The 16,665-nt window shown below is 71.7% G+C and carries 12 protein-coding genes, 1 tRNA gene and 1 pseudogene; 6 read left to right on the top strand and 8 right to left on the bottom strand.

Annotated features, from left to right (window positions below):
- Nucleotides 1-120: 120 nt before the first annotated feature.
- The 4 genes from WA640_RS16625 to WA640_RS16610 form a co-directional block, all read right to left on the bottom strand.
- Entirely contained in the window at nt 121-1,053 is a 933-nt protein-coding gene (locus WA640_RS16625; RefSeq protein WP_335989035.1) for a 4-(cytidine 5'-diphospho)-2-C-methyl-D-erythritol kinase, read from the bottom strand.
- Between the two features lie 10 nt (nt 1,054-1,063).
- Nucleotides 1,064-1,921, bottom strand: a complete 858-nt coding sequence (gene rsmA / locus WA640_RS16620) for a 16S rRNA (adenine(1518)-N(6)/adenine(1519)-N(6))-dimethyltransferase RsmA (protein WP_335989034.1) — start codon at nt 1,919-1,921, stop codon at nt 1,064-1,066.
- A complete protein-coding gene (locus WA640_RS16615) occupies nt 1,921-3,552 on the bottom strand; it encodes a peptide chain release factor 3 (protein WP_335989032.1) in 1,632 nt (543 codons plus the stop codon). Before WA640_RS16615 ends, rsmA begins: the two co-directional genes overlap by 1 nt.
- Before the next feature lie 216 nt (nt 3,553-3,768).
- Nucleotides 3,769-4,224, bottom strand: coding sequence for a GatB/YqeY domain-containing protein (locus tag WA640_RS16610; protein WP_106362952.1), 456 nt, complete (start codon nt 4,222-4,224; stop codon nt 3,769-3,771).
- A gap of 25 nt (nt 4,225-4,249) precedes the next feature.
- Here WA640_RS16610 and WA640_RS16605 point away from each other — a divergent pair, with 25 nt between their 5' ends.
- Nucleotides 4,250-5,146 (top strand): metallophosphoesterase, encoded by an 897-nt coding sequence (locus tag WA640_RS16605; RefSeq protein ID WP_106362953.1) that lies wholly within the window; start codon nt 4,250-4,252, stop codon nt 5,144-5,146.
- A 125-nt stretch (nt 5,147-5,271) separates the two neighbouring features.
- Nucleotides 5,272-5,348 (top strand) — tRNA-Pro (locus tag WA640_RS16600).
- 113 nt (nt 5,349-5,461) lie between these two features.
- On the opposite strand, the gene WA640_RS16595 is transcribed toward WA640_RS16600, so the two are convergent.
- From WA640_RS16595 to WA640_RS16585, 3 genes are read right to left on the bottom strand one after another with little or no spacing between them, the layout of a single operon-like run.
- On the bottom strand, nt 5,462-6,133 hold the full coding sequence (locus WA640_RS16595; protein ID WP_335989029.1) for a response regulator transcription factor: 672 nt from the start codon (nt 6,131-6,133) through the stop codon (nt 5,462-5,464).
- Nucleotides 6,130-7,476 (bottom strand): sensor histidine kinase, encoded by a 1,347-nt coding sequence (locus WA640_RS16590; protein ID WP_335989028.1) that lies wholly within the window; start codon nt 7,474-7,476, stop codon nt 6,130-6,132. The genes WA640_RS16595 and WA640_RS16590 overlap by 4 nt, the downstream gene beginning before the upstream one ends.
- Nucleotides 7,477-7,495: 19 nt before the next feature.
- A complete protein-coding gene (locus WA640_RS16585; protein WP_335989027.1) occupies nt 7,496-9,730 on the bottom strand; it encodes an MMPL family transporter in 2,235 nt (744 codons plus the stop codon).
- A 740-nt stretch (nt 9,731-10,470) separates the two neighbouring features.
- On the opposite strand from WA640_RS16585, the pseudogene WA640_RS16580 reads away from it, so the two are divergent.
- The 4 genes and pseudogenes from WA640_RS16580 to WA640_RS16565 all read left to right on the top strand — a co-directional run.
- Nucleotides 10,471-10,569 (top strand): annotated as a pseudogene (locus WA640_RS16580) (excalibur calcium-binding domain-containing protein); the annotation flags it as partial.
- An 87-nt stretch (nt 10,570-10,656) separates the two neighbouring features.
- Nucleotides 10,657-11,916, top strand: a complete 1,260-nt coding sequence (locus tag WA640_RS16575; RefSeq protein WP_335989026.1) for a sensor histidine kinase — start codon at nt 10,657-10,659, stop codon at nt 11,914-11,916.
- Nucleotides 11,904-12,563 (top strand): response regulator transcription factor, encoded by a 660-nt coding sequence (locus WA640_RS16570; RefSeq protein ID WP_106362958.1) that lies wholly within the window; start codon nt 11,904-11,906, stop codon nt 12,561-12,563. Before WA640_RS16575 ends, WA640_RS16570 begins: the two co-directional genes overlap by 13 nt.
- On the top strand, nt 12,560-13,366 hold the full coding sequence (locus WA640_RS16565) for a DUF4097 family beta strand repeat-containing protein (protein WP_335989024.1): 807 nt from the start codon (nt 12,560-12,562) through the stop codon (nt 13,364-13,366). Before WA640_RS16570 ends, WA640_RS16565 begins: the two co-directional genes overlap by 4 nt.
- A 216-nt stretch (nt 13,367-13,582) precedes the next feature.
- Here the strand turns inward: WA640_RS16565 and WA640_RS16560 are convergent, their stop codons facing one another.
- A complete protein-coding gene (locus WA640_RS16560) occupies nt 13,583-16,630 on the bottom strand; it encodes a BTAD domain-containing putative transcriptional regulator (RefSeq protein ID WP_335989022.1) in 3,048 nt (1,015 codons plus the stop codon).
- Nucleotides 16,631-16,665: the final 35 nt, after the last annotated feature.

Raw genomic sequence — 16,665 nt, 5'->3', positions numbered from 1 at the left:
GGAACGCTTCTGCAAGATTTCTTTATGGAAATGCAATCTCCGCTGACGCGCGTACGGGGCCGCCCCGGTGAGGGGCGGCCCCGTACGCGCGGAACGGTTCTCAGGCGGCCGAGCCGGACCCTAGGCGGCGGGGCCGGGGACGGGCCCGTGGGCGAGGTGGACGCTCCTGGCGCCGCCGCGCATCCGGATGCGCCGGGCGAGGGCCACGGCGTGCTTGACGTCGTTGGCGAGGAACAGGATCGTGGGCCCCGAGCCGGAGACGTGCGCGGTGAGCGCGCCCTCTTCGAGGCCGCCGTGCATGAGCGAGGCGAGCTGCGGGCGCAGGCTCACGGCCGCGGCCTCCATGTCGTTGACGAGGAGGCGCGCCAGCGAGTCGGCGTCGGCGCCGGACTCGAAGGCCCGCACGATCTGGTCCACATCGGAGGAGTAGCGGCCGATGCCGTCCTCGCGGAGCCGGTCGACCTCCTTGTAGCACTCGGGGGTCGAGATCTGCGTGTCCGTGGTCGCCACGACCCAGTGCCAGGTCCCCTTGGCGTCCACCGAGGTCAGCTCCTCGCCGCGCCCGGTGCCGATCGCGGTGCCGCCCTTGAGGCAGAACGGCACGTCGGAGCCGAGCCCCGCGGCGAGGCGGTGCAGCTCGGCGTCGCCGATCTCCACGTCCCACAGCCGCGAGCAGGCGATGAGCGCGCCGGCCGCGTCCGCGGAGCCCCCCGCGAGGCCCCCGGCGACGGGGATGCGCTTGTTCAAGTGCAGCTTGACGTCAGGTTCGATCCCGGCGTACAGGGCGACGAGCTTCGCGGCCTTGTGCGCGAGGTTCGCCTCGCCGGTGGGCAGCTCCCCGGCGCCCTCCCCGGAGATGGTGATCTCGATGCCCGGCTCGCCGCGCCGCTCCGCGGTCACGGTGTCGTGCAGCGAGATCGCCTGGTACACCGTGGACAGTGCATGGTAGCCGTCGGCGCGGGCGTCCCCGACGCCCAAGTGCGGGTTGATCTTGGCGGGGACGTCGACGGAAACGCCGACCGGCGGTGCGGCCGGCGCGGTCTGTCCGGTCATTCAGGCCTCCTCAGGTCCGACTGGTCCCGCCCAGCGCCTCTTTGGCGTCGGCGAGGGCGATGAACTCCGCTATGTCCAACGATTCACCCCGCCTGGTGGGTTCGATCCCGGACCGCTCCAGCACCGCGTCCACGTCCTCGCCCGCCCACGCCTTCAGGGACTGGCGCAGCATCTTGCGCCGCTGCCCGAACGCGGCGTCGACCGCGCCGAACACCTCGACCCGGTTCGCGTCGGGGCTCTGGATCCGCTCGAACGCGACGAGCGCGCTCGCGACGTTCGGCACCGGCCAGAACACGTTCGCCGACACCGATCCGGCCCGCTTCGCCTTGGCGTACCAGGCCATCTTCACGCTCGGCGAGCCGTAGATCTTCGACCCGGGCTGCGCGGTGAGCCGGTCGCCGACCTCCGCCTGGACCATGACGAGGCCCTTGCGCAGCGTCGGGAACGTCTCCAGCGCGTGCAGCACCACCGGCACCGCGACGTTGTACGGCAGGTTCGCGACCAGCGCCGTCGGCGGCTCGGGCAGCTGCTCGGGCGCGACGCGGGCGGCGTCGGTCTCGACCACCGCGAGCCGGTCGTGCTCCTCGGGCGCCCGGTGCGCCACGGTCGTGGGCAGCGCGAGCGCGAGCTTCGGGTCGATCTCGACGGCGATCACCTTGCGGGCGATCTCGATGAGCGCCAAGGTGAGCGAGCCGAGGCCGGGGCCGACCTCCATGACGACGTCATCGGCGTCGAGCTTCGCGGCGGCGGCGATGCGCCGCACCGTGTTCGCGTCGACGACGAAGTTCTGGCCCCACTTCTTGGTGGGGGTGATGTTCAGGCCGCGCGAGAGCGTGCGGATGTCGCCCGAGGTCAGCAGGCGCGCCATCAGCCCTGGCCCCCGGCCAGGAGCGGCTCCAGGACGATCCCCGGGTAGTCGTTCTGGATGGTCTGGATGCGGTACTTGTTCGGCAGCGCCACCAGGAACGCGCCGTCGCGGGGCCGCGAGAACACCTCGACGCCCGGAGCGGTGCGCAGCCGGGCCGCGCCTTCGGCGTCGGTGAGCCGCGCGAGCTGGTACGGCAGGTTGCTGATCGTGGCGGGGACGTCGAACTCGGCCTGGAGCCGCGCCGTGGTCACCTCGAACTGGAGGGGCCCGACGGCGGCGAGCACTGGCGTGGCCTCGCCGCGCCGCTCGGAGTACAGGACCTGCACGACCCCTTCGGCGTCGAGCTGCGCGATGCCGCGCCGGAACCGCTTGGCCTTCGACGTGTCGTGCATCTGGAGCGCCCCGAAGTGCTCGGGCGCGAACGCCGGCAGCGGCGGGTACTCGACGGCCTTCCCCTGGTAGATCGTGTCGCCCACCGACAGGCCGGTGGCGTTGACGAGGCCCACGATGTCGCCGGGCCACGCCTCGTCGACGGTGTCGCGCGCCGACCCGAACAGGGTCTGCGCGTACTTCGTGGACATGGTGCGCCCGCCCTGGGCCTGCGTCACCTGCATGCCGCGCTCGAACCGGCCCGAGCAGACGCGGATGAACGCGAGCTGGTCGCGGTGCGAGGCGTTCATGTTCGCCTGCGACTTGAACACGAACCCGGAGAACCCGGTCTCCAGCTCCCGGGGCTCGCCCTTCGCGTCGTCGCGCGCGAACGGCGACGGCGCGATGTCCACGAGCAGGTCGAGCAGCTGCCCGACGCCGAAGTGGACGAGCGCGGCGCCGAACAGCGTCGGCGTGGTCTGCCCGGCCTCGAACGTCTTCTGGTCGAAGTCCGCCTCGACCTCGCTCAGCAGCTCCGACTCCTCTTGCGCGCGTTCGTAGTCGGCCCCGAACTGCGCGGCCGCCTCGTCGGCGCCGAGCTGCTCGGCGATCGCCGACCGCTCCCCGCCGGGGGACCGCTCGTAGCGGACCATGCCCGGGACCTGGGGTCCGGCCTCGCGGCGGCCGTCCCTCCACTCCCCGAACCCGATCCGCTCGATGACGCCGCGGAACTCGCCGCCGACGCCGACCGGCCAGGTCACGGGCGTGGGCTTGATGCCGATGCGCGTCTCGATCTCCTCGATGAGTTCGAGGGCGTCCTTCGCGGGCCGGTCCCATTTGTTGATGAACGTGATCACGGGGATGCGCCGCGCCCGGCACACCTCGAACAGCTTCAGCGTCTGCGGTTCGAGGCCCTTCGCGGCGTCGAGGAGCATCACCGCGGCGTCGACGGCGGTGAGGACCCGGTAGGTGTCCTCGGAGAAGTCGGCGTGGCCGGGGGTGTCGAGGAGGTTGACGACGCAGCCGCGGTACTCGAACTGGAGGGCCGCCGACGTGATCGAGATGCCGCGGTCCTGCTCCATGGACATCCAGTCGGACACCACGCCCTTGCGGTCGCCCTTGCCGTGGACGGCGCCCGCGGTCGAGATGGCGCGGCCGTGCAGCGCCAGGGCCTCGGTGATCGTCGACTTGCCGGCGTCGGGGTGGGAGATCACCGCGAACGTGCGGCGGCGCGCGGCCTCCGCCGAGATGTGGCTGGACATGGATTCCTCAAGGTTCTGAATTGCGTGCGGGCCCGACCCTCAACGATAGCCGTGGTGAACGACACGGCCGCGCAGCCCGCTGCGGGGCGGTTTCCTGTCGGACCCCCGCGCAAACCTGGACGCTACGTTCCCCTTCCGGGTGGGTGGGGGTTTGGGACGGCCTACTGCCTTCAGCTTTTAACGCGCCTCACCGGCGGGTGTCGGCCCTGAGCGCGCCTAACCGGCGAGCTCGGCCTTGACGATCCCGGCGACGACCTTCCCGTCGGCGCGGCCCGCGGTCTTCGGGCCGATCGCCTTCATGACCTTGCCCATGTCCTTCGGCCCGGAGAACCCGCCCTCGGCGATAGCCGCCCGCACGAGTTCAGTGACTTCTGCCTCAGTGAGCTCCGTCGGCAGGTACCGCTTGATGACGGCCTCCTCCGCGAGCTCGTTCTCCGCGGACTCCTCGCGGCCCCCGGCGCGGAACGCCTCGGCCGCCTCCCGCCGCTGCTTCGCCTGCTTGACCAGCACTTTCACGATCTCGGCGTCGTCGAGTTCGCGCTTGCTCTTCCCGGCGACCTCTTCGTTCCGAATTGCCGTGATGATCATGCGGAGCGTGCCCAGTGTCACCTTATCCTTGGCCTTGAGGGCGGCTCGCATATCCGTTTCCAGCTGGGTCTTTAGCTCGCTCATAACTCGACAATCTACCGTTGGGGGTATGAAGATCAGCCGTGGACTTGCCGCAGCAGCCGGGATCGGGGTCGGCGCGGGGGCGCTGGCGCTCGCCTACGCGTCCCTATACGAACGCGTCCAGTACACGCTCAGGCACTTCGCGGTGCCCGCGCTTCCCGAAGGTGCCGAGCCTATCCGGGTCCTGCACATCTCCGACCTCCACATGACGCCCGGGCAGGTCCGCAAGGCCCACTGGGTCGCGTCCCTGTCCGCGCTCGACCCGGACCTGGTGCTCCTCACCGGCGACAACCTCGCCCACCCGGACGCGGTCGACCTGGTCGCCAAGACCCTCCGGCCGCTGTTCAAGGCGCCGGGCGCGTTCGTGTTCGGCTCGAACGACTACTACGCGCCGGTGTTCAAGAACCCGCTCCAGTACTTCAACAGGAACCACGAGCACCGGTACGGCGAGCCGCTGCCCACCGAGGAGCTGCGGAAGGTCCTCGTCGACGGCGGGTGGCTCGACCTGAACAACGCCGCCGCCGACAAGGTCGTCTCCGGTATGAACGTCCACTTCGCGGGCGTCGACGACCCGCACTTCGACCTCGACGACTACGAGCTCGTCGCCGGGCCCGTCCCCTCCAGCGCCGACCTCTCGATCGGCCTCACGCACTCGCCCGAGCCGCGCGTCCTCGACTCCTTCGAGTCCGACGGCTACGACTTCGTGGCCGCCGGCCACACCCACGGCGGGCAGGTCTGCGTGCCCGGCTACGGGGCGCTCGTCACCAACTGCGGCATCGACCGCGAGCGCGTCAAGGGCCTCCACCCGTGGGAGGACATGTGGCTGCACGTGTCGGCGGGCCTGGGCACCAGCCCGTACGCGCCCGTGCGGTTCGCGTGCGCCCCGGAGGCGAGCCTCCTGACGTTCGTCCCGAAGGTCTTCTAGTCGCGGCGCCGGGGCCCGGATGTGACCGGGCCCCGCGCCCCCGACCCCGTTCGACGGGCCTGCCCGGGTTCGGGTAGCATTTCCCAACGACGCATCCACCCAGCGTGTGCGCGAAAACAGAACATCGGGTTGTGGCGCAGCTTGGTAGCGCACCTCGTTCGGGACGAGGGGGTCGCAGGTTCAAATCCTGTCAACCCGACCACAGCAAGTTCGGCTCAGGCCCCGTCTTCGACGGGGCCTGACTGGTGTTCCGCCGACGCTCCGGGCCAAGGGCGAAGCCCTCGGCCTGGAGCATCTCCTGTTTTCCGAATGAAGTCAGGGTTTCGGCTTCACCAGGCCCGCGTCGTAGGCGGCGATGACGGCCTGGACGCGGTCGCGGGCGCCGAGCTTCGCGAGGACCTTCCCGACGTGCTTCTTCACCGTCGACTCGGTGAGCACGAGCCGCTCGGTGATCTCCGTGTTCGACAGGCCCTGGCCGATGAGGACGAGCACTTCGAGCTCGCGTTCGCTCAGGTCCCGCAGGCGCGGGTCGGCCGCGGCGGGGGTGTCGGCGGGCGGCGAGAGCACTTGGTGCGCATAGGCGTCGAGGAGGCGCCTGGTGAGCCTCGGGGCGACGACGGCGTCGCCGGAGGCGACGGCGCGGATGCCCGCCACGAGCTCGTCCGGGCGGGCGTCCTTGAGGAGGAACCCGCTCGCGCCCGCACGGAGGCCGTCGTGGGCGTACTCGTCGAGGTCGAACGTGGTGAGGATGATGACCCTGGTGCGGCCGCCGGAGGCGACGATGCGGCGGGTCGCTTCGAGGCCGTCCATGCCGGGCATGCGCACGTCCATGAGCGCCACGTCGGGCCGCAGGTGCGCGGCCATGCGCACGGCCTCGGCGCCGTTCGCGGCCTCGCCGACCAGCTCCAGCCCCTCGGTGCCCTGCATGAGCATCGACAGGCCGAGGCGCTGCATCGGCTGGTCGTCGGCGACGAGCACGGTGATCACGAGGTCTCCTCTTCCGTTTCGGGCACGGCGGCGGCCGTCTGCTCCAGCTCCACGTCGACGAGCCAGCCGGTGCCGCTGCCGTTGGGGCCGATGATGACCGTGCCGCCGTAGAGGGCGGCCCGCTCGCGGATGCCGATGAGGCCCCGCCCCGGTTCGCCGCGCCCGGCAGGCGGTCGCGGGGCCCCGCCCCCGGAGTCCATCACTCTGATGTGGACCCGGCTGTGGTCGACCGACAGCGTCACGGCGGCGGCCGCCGGGCCGCCCGCGTGCTTGATCGTGTTCGTCAGGGCCTCCTGGATGATCCGGTAGACCGTGAGCTGGACGCCGGACCCGAGCAGGTCGAGACGCCCCGACGTGCGGCAGTTGACGATCAGGCCGGCCGCGCGCACGCGGTCGAACAGCGCGTCGAGGTCGGCAACACCCGGCTGCGGACTCAGCTGGCGCTCGTCGCGGTCCTCGGCGTGCAGGACGCCGAGGACGCGCCGCAGCTCGTCCATCGCCTCGCGGCCGGTCTCGCCGAGCATCCGCAGCGTCCCCGCCGCCTCCTCGCCGCGCTTGTCGGCGAGGGTCGCGGCCCCGTCCGCCAGGGTGACCATCACGGACAGGTTGTGGCCGAGGATGTCGTGCATCTCCCGGGCGATGCGCGAGCGCTCAGCCGCGGCGATGAGCCGCTCGCGCTGGTCGCGTTCGATTTCGAGCCGCCTCGCGCGATCCTCCAGGGCCGCGGTGTACATGCGGCGGATGCGCACCGCCAGGCCGATCGCGCCCGCGGCGGTCACCGCGGGGAGGATGAAGAACAGGCTCAGCAGCGGTCGGTCGATGTCCTCGAACACCAGCACCATGAGCAGCAGCTCCACGGTGATGATGACGCCCGCCCACGTGAACAGCCGCAGCGAGCCGCGCGAGGCGAGCGAATAGAGCGCGAAGAGGACGCAGAGGGCGAACAGGACGCTGACGCGCGGCGGCAGCCACAGGCCGATCGCCGACTGCGCCACGACGATCGTCGAGACGATGAAGAACACCAGCGCGGGTCGGCGCCGCCGCCACCACAGCGCCGCCGCCATCGCGGCCGACAGCACGTACGGCATGACCGCCGGGACGGTGTCGCCCGCGTCGGAGCCAGGCACCGAGCCGCCCTCGCCGAACAGCAGCTCCGCCAGGGCGGCCAGGGCCACGAACGCCACCACGGCCGCGTCCAGCACCCGCGGATGCCGCTCGTCGAACCCGCGCATCCACCGCCGCAGCCGCATGACGCGGTCCAGCGGCGGGTGCGCCGGCAGCGGGTCGGCCCCGGGGAGCGGCGCCGCCTGCTCCCCGAGGCCGGCCGCGGGCGCTGAACTCATGGCCCTCATTGTCCGCGATTCACTTCGCCGCGTCGATGAGCTTCGCGTTCTCCTCCGCGCCGTCCTCGGCGAGGCGCTGGTGGAGCCGCTCGCCCTCGACGTCGACGTTCGGGAGGACCCGGTCCAGCCCCTTCGGCATCCACCACGAGCCGCGGCCGATGAGGGCCATGACCGCGGGGATGACCGCCATCCGGACAACGACCGCGTCGAACACCACGGCCATGGTCAGGCCGAAGCCCATCGAGGCGATGAACGACTGCTCGGCGAGGATGAACGCGGCGAACACGCTCATCATGATGAGCGCCGCGGCGACCACCACGCGCGAGGAGTGCCCGTAGCCGTCCACGATCGCCTGCTTCGGGTCCGCGCCGTGCACGTACGCCTCGCGGACGCGCGTCACCAGGAAGATCTGGTAGTCCATGGCGAGGCCGAACACGAGGCCGACCATGAGGATCGGCATCATCGACATGATCGGGCCGGGTTCCTCGACGCCGAACAGCCCTGCGCCCCAGCCCCACTGGAAGACCGCGACGAGCGCGCCGAGCGCCGCGCACACGCTGAGCACGAACCCGAGGGTCGCCATGAGCGGCACCAGGATCGAGCGGAACACCAGCATGAGGATGAGTGCCGCGAGGACGACCACGAGCGCCAGGTACGGGACGAGCGCGTCGCTGAGCGTGTCGGAGATGTCGATGCTCATCGCGGTCTGGCCGGTGACCGACCAGGCCGCGTCCGGGTCCCCGGCGAGCGCGTCGCGGATGGCGTGCACGAGGTCGGTGGTCGCGGCGTCGGAGGGCCCGGTCTCGGGGATCACCGAGATCAGGACCGTGTCGCCCGCCTCGTTGGGGACGGACCGGCCGATGGACGCGACCCCGTCGACGCCGCCGAGCTCCTCGGTGACGGCCTTGACGGCCGCGGCCGGGTCGGTGCCGTCGCCGAGGTCGCCGACGACGAGGAGCTGCCCGTTGTAGCCCTCGCCGAAGCCCTCGGCGATGAGCGCGGAGGCGCGGCCCGCGGAGGTCTCCGCGGACGGCCCGGTCGTCAGGCTCAGTTCGAGGTCGGCGGCCGGAATCGCGATGAGGCCGAGGCCCGCGATCCCGATGAGGCCCACGAGGACGGGGCGGCGGGTGACGAATCCGGCCCAGCGCCTCCCGCCGTTCGGCTTCGTCTCCTTGAAGCCCGCGGCGATGCGGCGGCGCTGGCGGCGCGAGAACACCTTCGCGCCGAGCAGGCCGCCGAGGGCCGGCAGCATCGTCACGGCGATGACCACCGCGAGCGAGACGGCGACGGCCGCGGCGGCGGCCATCTGCGTCAGGAACGGGATGTCCACGACCGCGAGGCCGAGCAGCGCGATGACCACGGTCAGGCCCGCGAAGACCACCGCGGACCCGGCGGTGCCGACGGCGCGGCCCATCGCCTCGGCGCGGGCGTCGGGGTCGTCGACGCGGCCGTCCTGGGCGAGTTCGCTGCGGTAGCGGGAGAGGATGAACAGCGCGTAGTCGATGCCGACCGCGAGGCCGATCATGATCGCCAGGATGCTCGTGGAGTCGTTGACCTCCAGGAACGCGGTCGAAGCCGTGATCCCGAACGTGGTCACCGCGATCCCGATGAGCGCGGTGAGGATCGGCAGTCCGGCGCTCAGGAACGCCCCGAACGTCAGCACCAGGACCACCAGCGCGACGCCGATGCCGATCGCCTCGGTCGCGGGCGGCCCGCCGGACTCTTCGAGCACGTCGCCGCCGACCTCCACCTGGAGGCCCTGCCCTTCGACGTCGCCGATCGCGTCTTCGAGGTAGTCGATCGTCGCCTGGTCGAGGTCCTCCTGCGGGGCCGTGTACGACACCTGGAGGACCCCGATGGTCTGGTCCTCGGCCGACAGCATGCCGACCGGTTCCCCGTTCGGGCCGGTCGCGAACGGGCTGGCGACCATCGCGACCTGCGGCGACTCCTCCATGACCGCGGCCAGGCCGTCGACCACGGCGGCGTGGTCCGCGTCGGTGAGGGGCCGCCCGTCCTCGGAGGCGAAGACGATCTTGGCGGAGGCGCCGTCGGCGCTCATCTGCGGGAAGCGCTCTGCGAGCAGGTCGAACGCCTCCTGGGACTCGGTGCCCGGGAGGACGAACTCGGCTTCGGTCTCTTCTTGAAAGGCGACGGCGGCCGCGCCGACGCCAGCGGCGATCAGGACCCACACGGCGATGACGAGCCATCGCAGCCGCAGGGACCCCCTGCCGAGCCGGTAGAGGAAGGTGGCCATGGACGGGTTGCTCCAATCGGAAGACGGTGCCGCACCCCTTCCGCGGCATCCGCGACCGAACCTACGAGCGCCCGGGCCCGATCCACTGGGCCCGCAGTGGAGTCTTCCCGCCCCCGATGGGACCCGGGTACCAGTCCGCCGCCGGGCCCTGGGCTCCCCGCTCACACGAACGAGGGAGTCCTTACGGTTGGTAGCCGCTCAACCGCTCAGCGGATTCTGTTGAAGTATCAACGGGCATAGCCTCTTCCTGCCCCGGCAACCCTCCGACCCCCTGGGAGGCACCATGTCCTACATCCCTCCACCCCCGCCCCAATTACCGCCGCCGGGCGGCGCCCCGACCGGTATCTGAGGGCCTGGTTCTCGGATGAGTCCGGGGCGAGGGCGCGGGATCGAGCGCGGTGTATCGCGGGCGGCCGACCTCGTCAGGTCGGCCGCCCGCGTGCTCCGCGGAGCTGAGCTATCGGCGGGGACCCGGCGCGGGTGGCTTCCCGCACTTGGGCCTCGGTATGGCGACGTTCGCGAATCCCCTCTGTCGCCGCCATCCCGCCGATAGCGGATGACGTTTTTGCCATCTACTACAACAGGTACGGCATCGAACTGTCGAACACGAAGAACCTACTTGTGGATAACTCGGCGAAACCGCAGGTAGAAGTGGGTCGGCGAATCGGGCGGATCCAGGCGACCCCGGCGAGGGCAGCGACGACGGCGACGACTCCGGTTCCGTCTACTACGAGAACTGCGACGCCGTCCGCGCCGCGGGCGCCGACCCCATCCACCGCGGCGACCCCGGCTACGCGTCGCACCTCGACCGGGACGGGGACGGCGTCGGCTGCGAGTGAGCGGGGATCGGGGTAGAGGAAACTTCACCCCGAAGTCGGGCGCCTGCGGCAATGGCGGGAGCTGCGGATCTGCTTAATGTTCTAGGCATGGACATAGCAATGCCGCAGGCGCTCCCGTGGCGTCGAGCGCCCCGCGTGATCGTGCGGGGGCTGTGGGACGGCCGGACCTGGCTCGCCCTCGTACACCTGGTGGCCGGGTCGGTGATCGGCACGCTCGGCGGGATCGTCATCGGCGTGCTGTTCGCCATGGGCGCGGCGGGTTTCGTCACCCTCGTCCTCCCGGCGATCGCGCTGGCCGCGATCCTGCTCGTCAGCGCCGCGCTCACGATCGTCCAGCGCGCCCGCCACACCGCCTATCTCGGGATGGAGTGGCCCAAGGATCAGTCGGCGCCCGTGACGTTCACGCCCCGGTCCCTCCTCGGCGTCGTCCGGGCCGCGAAGACCTGGCGCCAGTTCGCCTACCACGTGATCGCGGGCGTGTACGGGTTCTTCGCAGGGCTCATCGCCCTGACCGCGTGGACGATCGCGCCCGCCATGATCGCCTCGCCGATCCTCGGCATCCGCTCGGGCCTCGGGCTCCGGCACTTCGTGCTGTTCCTCGGCGGCGTGGTCCTCCTGCTCGCGGCCCCGTGGATCACGCGCGGCCTCTCGGAGCTCGACGCGCTGTTCGCCCGCCAGCTCCTCGTGGGCACCACCCGCGCCCAGCAGCTCGAACTGCGCGTCACGGACCTCACCGAGAGCCGTCACTCCACAGTAGATGCCGCGGATGCGGAGCGGCGCCGCATCGAGCGGAACCTCCACGACGGCGCGCAGCAGCGCCTCACCTCCCTCGCCATGAACCTCGGCATCGCCCGCGCCACCCTCACCGACCTCCCCGAGGAGGCCAAGCGCGCCCTCGCCGAAGCCCACGAGGAGTCGAAGCAGGTCCTCACCGACCTGCGCGACCTGGTGCGCGGCCTGCACCCCGCCGTCCTGGAGGACCGGGGCCTGGACGCCGCGCTGTCGGCGGTCGCCGCGAGGTCGCCGATCCCGGTGCGGCTCAAGGTCGACATGGACCGGCGCGTCGCCCGCGACGTGGAGGCCGTGGCCTACTTCGTGGTCTCCGAGGCGCTCACGAACACCGCCCGCCACGCGGGCGCCGAGCACGCCGCCGTCGAGGTGACCCTCGCCGGGGACGTGCTGCGGCTGAGGGTGATCGACGACGGACGCGGCGGCGCCGACGCCGAGAACGGAACCGGCCTCAAGGGACTGTCCGATCGCGTCAGATCCGTCGACGGGACGTTCAAGCTGACCAGCCCGCTCGGCGGGCCCACCACCATCGAAGCGGAGCTGCCATGCGCGTCGTGATCGCCGAAGACTCTGTCCTCCTCCGGGAGGGCCTCGCCCGGCTCCTGGAGATCGGCGGGATGGAGGTCATCGACACCGTCGGCGACGCCGAGGCCCTGCTCCGCTCGGTTGAGCGCGACTGCCCCGACCTGGTCGTGGCCGACGTGCGGATGCCGCCCGACCAGAGCGACGAGGGCGTGCGGGCCGCGCTGGTCCTGCGCCGCAGCTACCCCGACCTGGCGATCCTCATGCTCTCCCAGTACGTGGAGGAGCGGTACGCGGTCGAGCTGCTCACCGGTCAGATGCGCGGCATCGGCTACCTGCTGAAGGACCGCGTCGCCGACGTCGAGGAGTTCCTGGACTCGCTGCGCCGGGTCGCCGACGGCGGCACCGCGCTCGACCCGGAGGTGATCTCGCAGCTCCTGGTCCGCCGCGACGGCGACGAGCTCGACCGCCTGACGCCGCGCGAGCGGGAAGTCCTGTCGCACATGGCGGAAGGCCGCTCGAACGCCGGGATCGCGGCGGTCCTGTTCCTCTCCGAGGGGGCCGTGAGCAAGCACATCAACTCGATCTTCTCGAAGCTCGGACTCCCGCCCACCGACAGCGGCAACCGCCGCGTGCTCGCCATTCTCAAGTTCCTGCAAGGCAACGCAAAGGACCGGTCATGATCGACACCCCGACCAAGCCCGCGGCCGACTCGCCCGACACCCCCGACCAGCCCGCCTACCCCGCCCGCAAGGTGTGGTGGATCGTCGGCGGCTCCATCACCGGCGCCGCCCTCGTCACCGGCTTCACGGTCTTCGGCGCCTGGGCCTGGGCCGTCTCGAACGACGACGAGAGCGCCACGCGCACGGAGGAGTTCGACCGCGCAGTGAGCGCCGTCGACGTCACCGCCGACATCGGCGGCATCGAGTTCGACGCCGCCCGCGGCACCGCCCTCGACTTCCGCCTCGAATCCACCTGGCGCGGCGGCGAACCCGAGACCTCGGAGGAATGGAGCGGCGACTTCCTCTCCGTCAGCGGCGAATGCGACGACAGCCGCCTCCTCGGCCTCGACATCGACCAGTGCCAGACGAACTACACCCTCGGCCTGCCCGCGGGCGCCGACGCCTCGGGCGATGTCGGGGTGGGCGACATCCGCCTCGACGGGCTCGACGGGGACGTCGACGTCATCACGGGCGTCGGCTCGATCACCGGCACGAACCTGCGCACGACCGGTGTGACCGTGGAGAGCGGCGTCGGAGACGTCGACCTCGAATTCGACGCGGTCCTCGGCGACATCGCCGTCGACGCGGGAGCCGGAGACGTGGTCATCACCGTCCCCGACGACGGCACCACCTACGACGTGCGGGTCGACGGCGGCGTCGGCGACCAGGACATCAGGGTCGCGACCGACCCGACCGCCGACGCCGACTACGTCATCGAGGTGTCCAGCGGCGTCGGCACCGTCACCGTGAAGTACGGGATCTGAACGTCCCCAACTGGAACGAAGGACCAACGCAGTAGGCAGCCCGAGCGGCCCCGCGCATCGCGCGGGGCCGCTGAAAGCCGCTGAAACATGACCGCTCCGGCCGGGGACGGCCTCGGGCGGTCCCGCGAAAAGCGCGGGTCGCTCCGGTGCGGCCGTGCCGCTCCGGCCGCAGGGCACGTCAGCGCCGCGCAAGGCACGGCGACGGCGCTCCCTCCGCTACTGCGCCGCGCCGGTCAGCTCGGCGACCGCGCTGTCGCGCCCGAGCTTCGCTCCGGCGTCGTACGCCTCCTTGAACGCCTTGTCGCCCAGGGCTTCACGGGCACGCTCCTCGGTGCGCAGCTCCGTGTCGTATCCGCGGCCGTCGTCGATCCCGAGCAGCGCCCGAGCGAAGCCCAGCAGCCGGGCGGCACGGGCGGCGTCGTCGTCCAAGAGCGCCGCTGCGGCGGACACGCGGCAGGCCATCGCGAGGTCCGCGACCGCCGCGCCCTCGATGTTCGCGGCGGAGATGGCCGCGACGGCCTCCGGGCGGCCCTCGCCCTGGAGCAGCACCACGAGGTCTTTGAACGAGGAGGTGAGGACTTTGATCCGCTCGCCGAGGCCGGTCGCCCCGTCAAGGGCCCCTTCGATGTCGGGGATCACGGCGATCGCGTCGCGGTAGCGGCCCTCGCTGATGAGCACCGGCAGCTGGAACCACCGCGCGTACGCCATCGAGTTGGGCTCGCGGACCGTGTCGGCGAGCGCGATCGCCCGTTCCAACGCCTCGTGCGACCCCTCGACGTCGCCGTTGCGGGCCCGCCACAGCGCAAGTTCCGCGTACGCCTCGCTGGCGTCGCCGTAGGTGCCGAGTTCGTCGAGCAGCCGGGCCGCTTCGTCGGCCGCCTGCACTCCTTCTTCAAGGCGCCCTTCCCATCCGAGACGCTCGGCCTTGATGCGCAGCGAGGACGCGAGGCCCCACCGCTCGCCGATCTCCGCGAACACGGCTTCGGCGCGGTCGGCGGGCGCGGCGCCTTCGAGGCCGCGTGTCTGGCTCTCCCCGGCGGCCTCGATGATCAGCGCGGTGCCGAGCTCCCAGCCTTCCAGGCCGCGCCCGTCGGCGGGCCCGGCGTCGGGGAGGAACGCGGGCGCCATCGTCACCAGGAACTGGCCCGGCGCACCCGGTTCGAGCGCTTCGCCCTTCGCAATCCCCGCCTTGATGTCGTCTTGTCCCGCAAGGAATCCGCCCTTGGCGGTCGCGGCGACGCCGGAGACGATGAGCGCCGCGGACTGGAGGTGCTCGGGGATCTCGGCCGGGACGGCGAGCACCGCTTCGGCCCAGTGCCGGAACTCGGAGTAGCTCCCGCGCAGCTGCCAGTACCAGAACAGGGCCGCGAGCATCCGCAGCCCGGTCTCGACGTCGGCGGTGGCCGCGGCGCGGCCGATGACGGTGACGAGGTTGCCGTGCTCGGCGGTCAGGCGGGCCATGGCGGTGATCTGGGCGGCGGTGCGCAGTTCCTGGTCGGAGCGCTCGGCGAGTTCGATGCAGCGCTCGGCCATCTCGTCGGCCATCGCTTCGGCGTCGCCGCTCTCCTCCAGGCGCGCAACGGCGTAGGAGCGGATCGTCTCCAGCATCCGGTACCGCTCGCCGTCGCGGTCCACAAGGGATTTCTCGACGAGTCCGGCGAGTGCGTCGAGGTCGTCGACCCGCTCCAGCGCGACCCCGGCGGGGTAGACGCACAGCCGCATGGCAAGGGCCCGTTCGGGTTCCGACAGCAGGTCCCAGCTCCAGGCGATGACCGCGCTGAGGGTGCGGTGCCTGGCGGGCGCGGTCCGGTCGGATCCGGCGAGGAGCGCGAACCGGTCGTCCAGTCTGGACGCGATCTGCGCCGCGTCGAGCGCCCGCATGCGGGCGGCGGCGAGTTCGACGGCGAGCGGCAGGCCGTCGAGTCGGCGGCAGATCTCCACGACCGCATCGATGTTCGAGTCGTCGAGCTTGAAATCGGGCTTGACTGCCGCGGCCCGCTCGCAGAACAGCCGCACGGCCGGACTCGACTCGGGGTCTTCAGTGGACAGCGGCAGGGGCGGGATCGGGAACAGCCGCTCGCCGCCGATCGCGAGCGCCTCGCGGCTGGTCGCGAGGATGCGCAGCCGCGGGCACGCGCCGAGGAGGCGCGAGGCGAGGTCGGCGACCGCGTCGAGCTGGTGTTCGCAGTTGTCGAGGACGATCAGCGCGTCCTGTCCGCCGAAGTACTCCTCCAGACGGGCGGTGGCGCCGTGTGCCGAGGGCTCCAGCAGGCCCGACTCGCGGGCGCCGATGGCGCGGAGCACGGCCGGGGCGACGTCGGACCCGTCGGTGGTCGAAGCGAGCTCCACGAGCCAGACCCCGTCGGGCGCACCGCCTTTCGCGGCGATGGCCGCGGCGGTCTCGACCGACAGCCGGGTCTTCCCGGCCCCGCCGGGGCCGGTGACGGTGACCAGCCGCGCGGCGGCGACGGCGTCGGCGAGCGACGCGAGGTCGTCTTCGCGCCCGACGAAGCTCGTCAGCAGCGACTTCAGGTTCGAGCGCCGCGCGGGCTTCGGCGCGGGCGCGGAGGACTGGCGCAGGATCTGGAGATGCAGGTCGGCGAGTTCGGAGGACGGGTCGGCGCCGAGCTCGTCGGCGAGGCGCTCGCGGGTCTGCTCGTACACGTCGAGGGCCTCGGCGGGGCGGCCGGTCGCATAGAGCGCGCGCATGTGGAGGGCCTGCCAGCGCTCGTCGAGGGCGTGGGCCGCGGCGAGGGGTTCGAGTTCGGCGAGCACGTCGGTGCCGGTGGCGACTTCGAGGGCGAGCCGCTCGCGGGTGGTCTCGGTGCGCAGGCGCTCCAGTCGGAGGGCTTCGTTCTGGGCGAACCGGTAGTCGAGGAGGTCGGCGAGCGCGGGGCCGCGCCAGAGCCCGTCGGCTTCGCGGAGCGCGGTGAGATCGCCTCCGCGCCTTCCGGTCTCGGCGAGCCGCTCGAACCTGACGAGATCGACGTCGCCGGGTTCGACTGCGAGCTTGTACCCGGCGGCGCCGCGCACGACCTTGTCAGCGCCGATGGCGCGTCGCACGCGCGACACGAGGGCCTGGAGGGCGTTCGCGGAGGTCGCGTCGTCTTCCCAGATCGCGTCGATCAGCGTGTCGGCGGAGACCTCCCGTCCGGCTTCGAATGCGAGCCGCGCCACGAGCGCGCGGAGTCGTGCTCCGGCGAGGTCGAGGGGCTGGTCCTTGTCGTCGCGGATGTCGAACGGACCTAGAAGGAGTACGCGCATGCGGGCAAGTCTGCCCTGCCCCACCGACCACATCG

The organism is Glycomyces sp. MUSA5-2 (assembly GCF_037034145.1).
In the GTDB taxonomy this organism is placed as follows: Bacteria; Actinomycetota; Actinomycetes; order Mycobacteriales; family Micromonosporaceae; genus Glycomyces; species Glycomyces artemisiae.
The sequence above is the reverse complement of the archived record's forward strand: the minus strand, read 5'-3'. Positions and strand labels throughout refer to the sequence as shown.

Bases quoted from the DNA above. Each gene is read 5' to 3' on its own strand.
- WA640_RS16625 (WP_335989035.1), bottom strand. From the start codon at position 1,053: ATGACCGGACAGACCGCGCCGGCCGCACCGCCGGTCGGCGTTTCCGTC.
- rsmA (WP_335989034.1), bottom strand. From the start codon at position 1,921: ATGGCGCGCCTGCTGACCTCGGGCGACATCCGCACGCTCTCGCGCGGC.
- WA640_RS16615 (WP_335989032.1), bottom strand. From the start codon at position 3,552: ATGTCCAGCCACATCTCGGCGGAGGCCGCGCGCCGCCGCACGTTCGCG.
- WA640_RS16610 (WP_106362952.1), bottom strand. From the start codon at position 4,224: ATGAGCGAGCTAAAGACCCAGCTGGAAACGGATATGCGAGCCGCCCTC.
- WA640_RS16605 (WP_106362953.1), top strand. From the start codon at position 4,250: ATGAAGATCAGCCGTGGACTTGCCGCAGCAGCCGGGATCGGGGTCGGC.
- WA640_RS16590 (WP_335989028.1), bottom strand. From the start codon at position 7,476: ATGAGTTCAGCGCCCGCGGCCGGCCTCGGGGAGCAGGCGGCGCCGCTC.
- WA640_RS16585 (WP_335989027.1), bottom strand. From the start codon at position 9,730: ATGGCCACCTTCCTCTACCGGCTCGGCAGGGGGTCCCTGCGGCTGCGA.
- WA640_RS16575 (WP_335989026.1), top strand. From the start codon at position 10,657: ATGGACATAGCAATGCCGCAGGCGCTCCCGTGGCGTCGAGCGCCCCGC.
- WA640_RS16570 (WP_106362958.1), top strand. From the start codon at position 11,904: ATGCGCGTCGTGATCGCCGAAGACTCTGTCCTCCTCCGGGAGGGCCTC.
- WA640_RS16565 (WP_335989024.1), top strand. From the start codon at position 12,560: ATGATCGACACCCCGACCAAGCCCGCGGCCGACTCGCCCGACACCCCC.
- WA640_RS16560 (WP_335989022.1), bottom strand. From the start codon at position 16,630: ATGCGCGTACTCCTTCTAGGTCCGTTCGACATCCGCGACGACAAGGAC.